Here is an 11,465-nt window from a genome sequence, read left to right on the forward strand (position 1 = left end):
CAACCGTAATCGCGCCATGCGGTGAGCGTTCGTCACTTCTTACCCACCACTGACACCCGTCGTCGGCAAGGTTACCCATGTGCCGTTCACCGGTGCCCGCTTACGGTTCGAAAGACGGGCCGCACATACCTCCTTCAGTGGCCCTGGCCGGTTTCTCGGTCCAGCGGACCGGAGTCGACCGAACTACGGAGGCCTCAACCACCAACTGGCTCAGCCAATTACAGCAGAACACGGCGGTGCGACATGAACTCGACTTCGAAGCCTCACAACACAAGTGCTCGTAGTGGTCCGTTACACGACGTGATAGTCGTCGACCTCACGCGCGCACTCGCGGGTCCTCACGCGGCAATGATGCTCGGCGATCTGGGTGCCGACGTGATCAAGGTGGAATCACCTCACGGTGGCGACGACACCCGTGGGTGGGGGCCGCCTTTTGTCGAGCCCCCGTTGGAACCACCGAACACACAACGCGAATCGACGTATTTCCTGTCCACGAACCGGAACAAGAAGTCGATCACGCTCGATCTCAAATCCGACAGTGGGCGTGCAACCCTCGAAGATCTCGTCTGCCGCGCAGATGTTCTCATGGAGAACTTCCGCACCGGTGTGCTCGATCGACTCGGATTCTCCACCGAGCGGCTGGCCGAACTCAATCCTCGACTGATCGTCCTGTCCATCAGCGGTTTCGGCCACGACGGGCCGGAAGGAGGTCGCGCCGGCTACGACCAGATCGCCCAGGGGGAAGCCGGACTCATGTCGCTGACCGGATCGAATCCCGACGACGTCCAAAGGGTCGGAGTTCCGATCGCCGATCTTCTCGCCGGGATGTACGGGGCCTTCGGCGTCGTCGCAGCCTTGAAGGAACGCGAGCAGACGGGGAGAGGCCGCGTTGTCCGAACGTCGCTCTTGGCCAGCGTGGTCGGTGTTCACGCGTTTCAAGGAACGAAGTGGACCGTCGCCGGCGAGGTAGGCGCAGCGCAAGGCAACCACCATCCCTCCATCGCACCGTACGGACTCTTTCGTACCGGCGATGGCGCAGTACAGATCTCGGTCGGCAGCGAGAGTCTGTGGAGAAGATTCTGCGAAGGGTTCGACCTAGATCCTGACGCCCCGGGTATGGCAACAAACGCCGAACGCGTCGAAAATCATTTCCAGGTAGTCGAATTGATCGAACGTACCTTCAAACCGTACTCGCGTGACGAGCTTCTGACCGAACTCGACCGCATCGGAATACCGGCAGGACGGGTTCGGACGATCTCCGAGGTGTACGAATGGGAGCAGACCCGATCACAGGGATTGCTCGTCGATGTCGACCACAGCACGCTCGGCAACATCACTCTGCCCGGTCCGCCGCTGCGATTCTTCGATCCGGACGGAACCGAAGTGACGGAGACCCGCCACACGGCACCGCCGGTTCTCGGTGAAGACACTGACGAAGTCATGTCGTGGCTACAAGGATTCACCCGATGAACCGCCTCTCGGCTCGCGACTTGCTCGACCTGGTGATCGATGCCGGCACCTGGGAGTCGTGGGATACCCCTCCGATCCCCGTCGCGACCGACTCCGATTACGCGGAAGCACTTCTGCGGGCCCAGGAGAAGACCGGGCTCGACGAGTCCGTCCTGACAGGCAGCGCCTCCGTCAGAGGCCGCCGCGTGGCAATCATCGTCTGCGAGTTCGGTTTTCTCGGCGGTTCGATCGGCGTAGCAGCCGGCGAACGCCTCGTCGCCGCCATCCGACGAGCCACGCAAGAGCGTCTGCCCCTTCTTGCGCTTCCCACGTCCGGGGGAACGCGCATGCAAGAGGGGACGACGGCGTTTTTGCAGATGGTCAAGATCACCGCGGCGCTCATCAAGCACAAAGAAGCGCACCTGCCCTACATCGTCTATCTCCGAAACCCCACCACCGGAGGCGTATTCGCGTCCTGGGGATCACTCGGTCACGTGACGATCGCGGAACCGGGAGCCCTCGTCGGATTCCTCGGTCCCCGAGTGTTCGAGGCCTTGTACAACTCACCTTTCCCTGCCGGTGTCCAGACAGCCGAGAACCTTCACGAGCACGGACTCATCGATGCGGTGAGGCCGCCGGACCAGCTCGCCGAAATCGTCGAACGCGCATTGCGCATCATCACCGGGGCGCGTCGTGGGTACTCACTGCCCAGTGACCCGTGCTCGTACGACTGCCCACCCGATACGTCGGCGTGGGAATCCGTCGTCGCATCCCGGCGCGAAGACCGACCGGGGATTCGTGAAGTGCTGCTCAATTCCGCTTCGGACATGCTCCCGCTCAACGGAACCGGCCAAGGCGAGAACGATCCCGGCATCATGCTCGCACTCGTCCGCTTCGGCGACATGCCCTGCGTCCTTCTCGGACAGGACCGGCGCGGGCAGACTCCTCACTCCCCACTCGGCCCCGGCGCTCTGCGGGAAGCTCGGCGAGGAATGCGGCTGGCCGCAGAACTCGACCTGCCGTTGGTGACGATCATCGACACGGCGGGCGCGGCACTGTCGAAGGAAGCCGAAGAAGGCGGCCTGGCCGGCGAGATCGCTCGGTGCATAGCCGACATGATTTCACTCGAGGTCCCCACCATTTCCCTCCTGCTCGGGCAGGGCACCGGCGGCGGTGCACTGGCGCTGATTCCGGCCGATCGAGTGCTGGCGGCCCGCCACGGTTGGCTCTCGCCCTTACCTCCCGAAGGTGCGAGCGCAATCATGTTCCACGACATCACGCACGCGCCGGACATGGCTGCCAGTCAAGGGATACGGTCCTTCGATCTGCTCGCGGGCGGCATCGTCGATCGGGTCATCCCCGAATTTCCCGATGCAGCGGACGAACCCGCAGCATTCTGTACTCGTGTCGGAGCGGTGCTGCACTACGAGCTGAGCGTGCTCACTGCTACTGATGCGACCGAACGGCTCATCACCCGCACCGGACGCATCGACCGTATCGGCCTGGTCGAAGCCAGTACCTCCGTCTGATCGATCACCCAGAACGCCGGAAAGGCCGGACATCCTCCGTGGAGGATGTCCGGCCTTCGTCAATCGAGCACACTCAGCCAGACGTCACGTGAGCTGCTTGGCGGGTTCCTCCCGATCGCCGCCGGGAGCCTTCGAATCCGGCTTGTTCGGTTCCGGATTCTTCGCTTTCAGTTCAGGATTCTTCGAACCTATGAACTGGCACAGGTGGTACATCCCGATCACGACGATGGTGCCGAGCGCGATGCCGCTGAGTGAGAACGTGTCACTGAACTTCAGAGCCGTGTCACCGATACCGATGATGAGGCCGGCCGCGATCGGCATGAGGTTGAGCGGATTACCGAAGTCGACGCCGTTCTCTTTCCAGATCTTGGCGCCGAGCAGGCCGATCATGCCGTAGAGCACCACGGTGATTCCGCCGAGAACGCCGCCGGGCGTCGCGGAGATGACGGCACCGAACTTGGGGGAGAAGCCGAGCATCATGGCGACGATGCCGGCAACCGCGTAGGCGGCGGTGGAGTACACCCGGGTCGCTGCCATGACACCGATGTTCTCGGCGTACGTCGTGGTGGGCGAGCCGCCGACGCTGCTGGCGATAGCGGTGGCGAAGCCGTCACCGGCAAGCGCACGTCCCATGTACGGGTCGAGATCGTCCCCGGTCATCTCGGCCACGGCCTTGACGTGGCCCGCGTTCTCCGCGATCAACGCGATGACACCCGGAAGGACCAGGATGATGAACGTGAGGCTGAACGACGGGGCGTGGATGCCGACGATTCCATTGGCTTCGTCCGAGAACGGGGGCAGGCCGAACCACGACGCCGAGTGCACCGAATCCCAGTTGACGCGGAAGTGCTCGGTGATTTCACCGGTGCCTGCGTCGTACGAGGTAATCGTGCCCGAGACGCGGTCGAGGATCCAGGAGAGGGCGTAGCCGAAGATCAGCGCCAGGAAGATGGCGATGCGGGCCATGAAGCCGCGTAGCGCGATACTCATGACGATCAGGGCCACCATGACGATCAGGGCCACCCACTGGTCCTGCGGCCAGTACAGCCCCGCGACGACGGGTGCCAGGTTGAATCCGATCAGCATCACCACCGCGCCGGTCACCACTGGCGGAAGAACCTTGAACACGACCCGGCCGCCGAGGAAGTGGATCGCGATACCGATGGCCGCCAGGACGAGTCCGGACACCAGGATCGCGCCGGTCACCTCTGCGGACGTTCCGCCCTGGGCGCGAATGGCGGCGATACCACCGACAAAGGCCGCCGACGTACCGAGGTAGCTGGGAATGCGTCCCTTGACCACCAGCAGGAAGAAGAGCGTACAGAAACCCGACATCATCACGGCTAGTTGAGGATTGAGGCCCATGATGATCGGGAACACGAACGTCGCGCCGAACATCGACACCACGTGCTGGCTGCCCAGCCCGATGGTTCTTCCCCAGCTGAGCCGCTCGCCGGGAGCGACCACTTCACCCGGTTTGATGTTCTTTCCATCTCCGTGCAACGTCCAAATCGGCATGATGGGACCTTTCGTGCAGAGGAAGGTGTCCGAACGCTGAGTGTGCTCCAGCTCACAAAACACCGTGACTGGAGTGAAACGCTATTACAGCGCGGGGGTATCGACGTGATGACAATCTGCCAGAACCCACCGACCCGGATTGGCAATATTAGTGATTGATGCCGCGCATCGCGGTTATCTTCAGTGCTAGAGACAGATCCAGCCGGAGTTCGGGTTGCGCCGTGAAGGGTCCCAGCATTTTCTCCAGCTTAACGACCCTGTAACGCAGTGTGTTGTAATGGAAGTGGAGCTTGCGCGCCGTCTCGGCAATGTTGATGTTGGTCGCGAGCAAGACTTCCAATGTCTTGCGCATGTCCTGCGCTTCGGCAGTTTCCTCCGTCAGTTCCCGCAGCGTCTCGCGGGCGAACGTCTCGAGCTCGTTTTCGTCCTCGACCAGACTGAGCAGTCTGTACACGCCCAGATCGTCGAACTGAGTCACCGTCCACGGACCGGAAATCCGCCGGCCGACGGTCAGTGCGGTGCGCGCCTGGCTGTAGAGCGCAGGGACGGCTTCGATCGCAGCCGTCGGCCGGGACACCCCGACACTGAACGGCCTTCTCCCGCCGCCACCTTCGCCGCGAACGACCGTGACGAGGTCCCGCACCAATGCCATCGTGTCGGTGCCGACACCCATCACGATCACCGTCTCGCCCGTCAGCGCGGTCACCGCCGCACCGGGATCACGGTGAGCGATCGCGCCGGAGAACGCCATCGCCTGACGATCGACGACGGGCAGCCGAGCGGGCGCCGCGGAGGTCGGTTCGTCCACCGGATCCGGCTCGATCGAGACGATCACCAGCGGGCGATCGAAGTCCCACCCGAACGTCTTGGCGTGGGAGACAACGTGATCGTGGTCCCCGGCCCGGCCGAGGAGAAGGTCGTGAACGAAGTTGGCGCGATGGCGTTCCTCCACCGACGCCACGGCCTGTTCGCGGGTGATGACCAAGGCGCACACCGACGCGGCACGCTCGACCAGGTACTGGTCGTAACTCGTCATCACACGCTCACCGGTGAACAACGCGAGACGCCCGTGGTCGATGTGATTGGCGGAAATCGCGGACACCGCGATGAATTGGCCGTCGAACTCGTGCAGACCCAACCCGCCCTCGACGGTGTCGGTCCGCAGACGACCGGTGGAATCGACGGCCGGGCAGGCTGACAGATGCTTGCGCTCCGCGGCATCCCCGGCGCGGCAGATCTCGCGTCCGTCCGAGGTGGTGACCAGAGCCGCGCCCTTCATCTCGCGCGCGATGACTTCGGTCAACTGCGGGAGTCCGCCGCCGCCCATCACGACGTCGACCAGGAGCCGCCGCAACCGCTCGGCCCCGAACATGGCGTCGATCTGCGCCGACTCCGTCTGCTCACGGTCCCGCGCCGCGGGGTGATCGCAGGCGCCGTGAAAAACCAGAAGCGGAAAGTCGGCACTGTCGGCTGCGTCGACCAGTTCCGGTGCGAGAGTGTCCCCGTCGGCACTGAATTGGACGGCGAGGGCTGCAACTCCGCGCGTCGACAAACGTCCGACAAATGCTTTGAAGGGTTCGGTGACCCGGGCGAGGGTTTCCGGGGTGGTGATCAGCAACTGCCCGCGTCGTAGCCACGGCCCGATGTCCGGAACCGCCATGAATCCCACCCGCGCAACCGTCGGGTCCTCGCAGCCGCCGGAAACCTTTCGAACACCAGGAAGGAGCGGGGTTCGAAGAAGTTCGGAGAGAACAGCATTCACCTCGGATGCCGGTACGGCCGGGTTTGCCACTTGGCAGGCACCTCGATTTCATTCGGATCACGGAAGATGGTTCACGAAAGAAACGATCCTATCCCCACCGAACACAAGATGTCCGAATTCAACGCAGTCGACTCAGGCCGTTCGATGCAGGGCGGTCGGATTCTCCTGAGGTGGCGGGTGGATCGGCCCCTGCAGATCCCGCAGTTCCAAACCGGAGGCATTGCGCAGGGTCTTGGTCATCTCGGCCAGGATCGACACTGCAGTTTCCTCCGGCGTCCTGGCGCCGAGATCCAACCCGATCGGCGAGTGCAGACGCCCCAACTCGGCGTCGGTGACGCCACGTTCCTTCAGCAGCGCCACCCGACGCTCATGCGTCGCACGACTTCCCATCGCGCCCACGTAGGCAGCGTCCGAACGCAGCGCGATCTCGAGCAACGGGATGTCGAACTTCTCGTCGTGCGTGAGCACGGCCAGGACCGTTCGCTTGTCGATCGGGGCGGTTTCGAGGAACTTGTGTGGCCACATCACGACCAGATCGTGGGCGTCGGGAAAGCGTGCACGTGTCGCGAAGACGGGCCGTGCGTCCACGACGGTCACGCGGTAACCCGCAAAGGCGCCCAACGTACACATCGATGCCGCGAAGTCGATGGCCCCGAACACGTACATCCGCGGTAGTGGCGCGAAGATCTCGACCAGCAGGTCGTGCTGTGAATCGATGAGGGTTCCCGCCGGCGAGACAAAAGCTACGGACTCACCGGTCTCCATCGTGCGCAGCAGGACGGAGACTTCTTCCTCCGTGGCATCCAGATCCCCGCTGCGTCGGCCCTGCTCGACGACGAGGTGCCGCGCGGGTGCACCCGGACGCACTTCGGTGACCACGACGACGGGCGCATCCGCCTCGATCCGTTCACAGACGTGACCGAAGTCGGCGAAACCTGCTCCGACCGCCTGGACGAACACTTCGATGGTTCCGCCGCAGGTCAGACCCACTCCGATGGCGTCGTCGTCGGAGACGCTGAAGACCTCGACGCGGCTGGTGCCGTCGGCGAGAACCTCCTGGGCAATCTCGTACAGGGCACTCTCGATGCACCCGCCCGAGACGCTGCCGACCACCTCACCGGAGCGTGAGACAGCCATCGATGCTCCTGGCATACGCGGTGACGATCGCCAGGTACGGACAACCGTCGCCAGCGCAAAGTCCTCGCCACGGGCGTGCCACTGCGCCAGCTGAGTGGAAATGTCGCGCATCGCCTCGCCTCCCGCTTGCATTGCCGTCTGTAGAGAGTTCACGGTATCGGCCCACCGCAATCCTTCCTGTCACACAATGCGCCTAAATCCGGGCCCTGCAGTTGTGCAATGTCGCCGTCGCATCACCTTGCGCTCTCGACCAGTGTTGTCATCGAGCCCAGCCGAAAGCAGGCCTGACCTTCATTCTTCCCCTCTCCGACGATCACTGCAGCCGAAACTCACGCAGATGGTGCCGACGGATCGAGTGGGCGACGTTGCACACCACAGAACCGAGGTTTCTCCGATGGACCAATTGCTCAGCGGTATCAAAGTTCTCGACCTCACCCGTGCTCTCGCGGGGCCTCTGTGCACGTCACTGCTCTCCGACTTCGGCGCCGACGTGGTCAAGGTCGAAACCCGTGGCTCCGGCGACAGTTCGCGTCAGTGGCCGCCGTTCGACGGCGATCGGAGCCTCTACTTCGCTTCCGTGAACCGCGGCAAACGGTCGATCGCCATCGACATGCGCAGTGACCGCGGGCGGAAACTGCTTCGCAGCCTGGCACTCGACGCGGATGTGCTGGTCGAGAACTTCCGTCCGGGAGTGCTGGCCGACATGGGGCTCGATCCCGACTCGCTCGAGCAGGAGAATCCGGGGCTCGTCGTGATGAGCATCAGTGGTTTCGGCCCGGTGGGCCCGGACCAGTTCGCGCCCGGACTCGATCAGGTGGCCCAGGGGATGTCCGGGCTGATGTCGGTCACCGGCGCCGGGGATCAGACTCCGATGAGAGTCGGTATCCCCATCATCGACACTGTCTCGGGCATCTATGCAGCGTTGGGGATCACGGCGGCGCTGGCCTCTCGCGGTCGCGACGGCCGTGGGCACCGCGTGCAGACCTCGCTGCTGGAATCCGCGATCTCGATCATGACCTTCCAGGCGCAGGACTACCTGAGCACCGGACGCGTTGCGACGCCGAACGGCAACACGCACCCGACGATCACGCCGTACGGCGCTTTCGACACCGCAGACTTCCCGATCAACATCGCCACCGGCTCGGACAAGCACTGGATCGCGCTGTGCTCGGTGCTCGGTGACCCCGATCTCGCCTTCCGTGCCGAATATGCCACGGGTAAAGAACGTTTGGCGCACCGAGACCAACTGACCAAAGAACTCGAGGACCTACTGACCACCAAGGGGGCGGCGCAGTGGATCACCGAGATACGCGGTGCCGGAATTCCCTGCGGCCCGATCCATTCGATCGATCAGGTGTTCTCCGACCCGCAGGTCGAGGCATTGCAGATGGTCGCGCAGACACACAGCGCCGACGGGACGTCGATTCCCGTTGTCCGCGGGCCGTTCTGGGTGGACGGCAAGACTCTTCCCGTCAGGAGTGCACCACCCATGGCTCTCGGCGGTGACGCCGACGCCGTCCTCGCCGACTTCGGGCTGCGTCCGGAGGAGATCGAAGACCTTCGCGCACATTCGGTGATCTGACCGCACACTAGTAACAGAGCAGGCGCTCTGTTACTGTGCGTTCATGCCTCGGCCACGCGTCCACGACCTCGACACGCTGCTCGACGCTGCCGAAAGACTTGCCGCCACTGCCGGGCCGAGTGCTGTCACGGTCCGGGCTGTCTCTGACGCCACCGGCGTGTCCAACGGGGCGATCTACCACGCATTCGGCTCTCGCAGTGGACTGGTCGGTAGCGCGTGGCTGCGTGCCGCGCAGCGTTTTCTCGCGCTTCAACAATCGAGAGTGGACGACGCACTCGCGGACCCGTCGCCAACTTCGGCGGTTTCCGCCGTCGTCGCAGCCGCCGAAGTTCCGGCTGTCTTCGCTCTCGACTATCCACAATCCGCGTTGCTGCTGCTGACGATCCAGCGCGACGAACTGCTCGGCACCGACGTCCCTGCCGACATCGCCGAGCAACTCACACAACTCGACCGGTCTCTGGTCGAGTTGTTCATCCGGTTGTCGACCGCGCTCTGGGGCCGCAAAGACGGCCGAGCCGTCGAGGCAATCGAGGCCTGTGTTGTCGGCCTGCCTACCGGATTACTCATTCACCCGGCCAAACGTGCCGACGGTTGGCGAGTCCCCGACGCAGCAGCACGCGCGCGGTTGGACGCCGCCGTTCGAGCGATTCTGCATCTCGACCCACCACTCCCCAAGTCCCGCAACAGGAAAGGCCAATCATGACCGCAACTATTCGCTTCGAAGACAAGATCGCCGTTCTCGATCTCGGCGAGGACGAAAATCGTTTCTCGCCGGATTGGCTCGATTCCGTCGACAAGCTACTCGACCAGGCTCTGAGCGAAGGCGCACATGCCCTGGTCACCACGGCGACAGGCAAGTTCTACTCCAACGGACTCGACCTCGACTGGCTGGGCGCGAACAGCGACAAGGCGAAGTGGTATGTGCAGCAAGTGCAGTCACTGTTCGCTCGGATGCTGACGTTCCCCATGCCGACCGTCGCTGCGATCAACGGCCACGCCTTCGGAGCGGGCGCAATGCTCGGTATCGCGCACGATTACCGCGTCATGCGCGATGATCGCGGCTACTACTGCTTCCCGGAGGTGGACATCAACATCCCCTTCACCGAAGGAATGGCAGCTCTCATCCAGGCCAAACTCAGCCCGGCGTCGGCGATCGTCGCCATGACCACGGGGCGGCGATACGGTGGAAGTGACGCATTCGCAGCCGGTTTGGTGGACTTCACCGCATCCGCCGACGCCCTGACGGCTAAGGCAATCGAATTGGTTGCACCGATCGGGCCGAAGAATCCGGGCACACTGGGCGCCATCAAGTCGACGATGTTCGCTTCAGTGGTCACCGCTCTGAACACCGACGGCTAGAAGCGACGGACTGTGTTCTCGCAGAGCGGCTTCCAGGTCGTCGGCGACACTTTCAGGATCGCGCCCTTCGGTGCTCAGAACCACATCGACCCCACTGAGCGATGGCATCGAACCGGCCAGCAGTTGTGACGCCTCCACCAACTCGTCCAACCCGGCCCAGCCGGCCGGTTCACGCTCGATGATTCTGGTGCGCAACGTATCCGGATCGGCCTCGAGGCGTGCCAGCAGGTACCCATCGGCGCCGGTCGCGGTCAGCAGGGCGCGCCCGTAGTCGTCGTCTTCGACGGTCGCCGTGAGGAACAGGAGTTCATACCCCGCTGCCCGATACGACGCGCACAGCATCCCGACGTGTGCGATTGCCCGTTCGGTCCCCAGCGGCGGGTAGCAGCGCTCGAGTTCGTCCACCTCGATCATCGCGTTGCCCACGCCGGCCTCACCGAGTCGATCGTGAAGTGCGGTCAGCACGGAACTCTTTCCCGCGCCCGGCGGGCCTGTCAGCAGCAGTACGAACACGTCCTCCACTATGGCAGAGCCGTGAGCATGTCCAGAACCTTGTGCAGGCGATGCTTGTGCGGACGATGGGCGACGAGAAGGCTGGAGAGGACAGCTTGACGAGTACTACAGCCCTGATCGGAGCACAGCGATGACCACCACGATCACCGAAATCGCGCCGGACATCTACCGACTGTCGACGTTTGTGGACGAAGCGAACCTCACGATGAACCAGTTTCTCGTCGACGGCGAGGAACCTCTGCTCTTCCACACCGGGCAGCGAGCGTTGTTCACCTCGGCTTCCGACGCACTCTCGACGTTGATCGACATCGACCGCCTGAAATGGATCACGTTCGGTCACGTCGAGGCCGACGAGTGCGGATCCATGAACTCCTGGCTTGCGGCAGCCCCCGAAGCGCAAGTGGCCCACGGCGCGATGGGGTGCTTCGTTCAGGTCAACGACCTCGCCGATCGGGCGCCACTTCCCTTGCAGGACGGCGATGTACTCGAAACCGGGAGCCGTCGAGTTCGCCACATCGACACCCCACACGTCCCGCACGGTTGGGACGCGGGTCTGATGTTCGAGGAGACGACGTCCACGCTGTTCTGCGGAGATCTCTTTACCGCATTCGGGCAC

Annotated in this window: 10 protein-coding genes; 6 read left to right on the forward strand and 4 right to left on the reverse strand. The window is 63.5% G+C overall.

Annotated elements, in window-relative coordinates:
* The first annotated feature begins 243 nt into the window (after positions 1–243).
* Positions 244–1,470 carry a CaiB/BaiF CoA transferase family protein gene (locus ACFT1A_RS20530; RefSeq protein WP_378448507.1) on the forward strand — a complete coding sequence of 409 codons (1,227 nt, stop codon included), beginning with the start codon at positions 244–246 and terminating at the stop codon, positions 1,468–1,470.
* Positions 1,467–2,978 carry a carboxyl transferase domain-containing protein gene (locus tag ACFT1A_RS20535; RefSeq protein WP_378448508.1) on the forward strand — a complete coding sequence of 504 codons (1,512 nt, stop codon included), beginning with the start codon at positions 1,467–1,469 and terminating at the stop codon, positions 2,976–2,978. The genes ACFT1A_RS20530 and ACFT1A_RS20535 overlap by 4 nt, the downstream gene beginning before the upstream one ends.
* Positions 2,979–3,062: 84 nt before the next feature.
* Here the strand turns inward: ACFT1A_RS20535 and ACFT1A_RS20540 are convergent, their stop codons facing one another.
* From ACFT1A_RS20540 to ACFT1A_RS20550, 3 genes are all read right to left on the reverse strand, one after another.
* Complete coding sequence (locus ACFT1A_RS20540; protein WP_378448509.1) at positions 3,063–4,496, reverse strand: uracil-xanthine permease family protein; 1,434 nt, start codon at positions 4,494–4,496, stop codon at positions 3,063–3,065.
* A 148-nt stretch (positions 4,497–4,644) separates the two neighbouring features.
* Positions 4,645–6,288, reverse strand: coding sequence for a PucR family transcriptional regulator (locus tag ACFT1A_RS20545; protein WP_378448510.1), 1,644 nt, complete (start codon positions 6,286–6,288; stop codon positions 4,645–4,647).
* A gap of 102 nt (positions 6,289–6,390) precedes the next feature.
* Positions 6,391–7,506, reverse strand: a complete 1,116-nt coding sequence (locus ACFT1A_RS20550) for an XdhC family protein (protein WP_378448511.1) — start codon at positions 7,504–7,506, stop codon at positions 6,391–6,393.
* 283 nt (positions 7,507–7,789) lie between these two features.
* Between ACFT1A_RS20550 and ACFT1A_RS20555 the strand changes: the two genes are divergently transcribed.
* From ACFT1A_RS20555 to ACFT1A_RS20565, 3 genes are read left to right on the forward strand one after another with little or no spacing between them, the layout of a single operon-like run.
* On the forward strand, positions 7,790–8,977 hold the full coding sequence (locus tag ACFT1A_RS20555) for a CaiB/BaiF CoA transferase family protein (protein ID WP_378448512.1): 1,188 nt from the start codon (positions 7,790–7,792) through the stop codon (positions 8,975–8,977).
* A 43-nt stretch (positions 8,978–9,020) separates the two neighbouring features.
* Positions 9,021–9,680, forward strand: coding sequence for a TetR/AcrR family transcriptional regulator (locus tag ACFT1A_RS20560; protein WP_378448513.1), 660 nt, complete (start codon positions 9,021–9,023; stop codon positions 9,678–9,680).
* The gene (locus tag ACFT1A_RS20565) at positions 9,677–10,336 is read left to right on the forward strand and encodes an enoyl-CoA hydratase-related protein (RefSeq protein ID WP_378448514.1); all 660 of its coding nucleotides are present in this window, start codon (positions 9,677–9,679) and stop codon (positions 10,334–10,336) included. The genes ACFT1A_RS20560 and ACFT1A_RS20565 overlap by 4 nt, the downstream gene beginning before the upstream one ends.
* Here ACFT1A_RS20565 and ACFT1A_RS20570 read toward each other — a convergent pair.
* Positions 10,304–10,849, reverse strand: a complete 546-nt coding sequence (locus ACFT1A_RS20570) for a hypothetical protein (protein WP_378448515.1) — start codon at positions 10,847–10,849, stop codon at positions 10,304–10,306. The genes ACFT1A_RS20565 and ACFT1A_RS20570 overlap by 33 nt on opposite strands.
* Before the next feature lie 130 nt (positions 10,850–10,979).
* Here ACFT1A_RS20570 and ACFT1A_RS20575 point away from each other — a divergent pair.
* A partial coding sequence (locus ACFT1A_RS20575; protein WP_378448516.1) for an MBL fold metallo-hydrolase occupies positions 10,980–11,465 on the forward strand: 486 nt, incomplete at its 3' end.

This window comes from Rhodococcus sp. NPDC057135 (genome assembly GCF_042670865.1).
In the GTDB taxonomy this organism is placed as follows: Bacteria; Actinomycetota; Actinomycetes; order Mycobacteriales; family Mycobacteriaceae; genus Rhodococcus_F.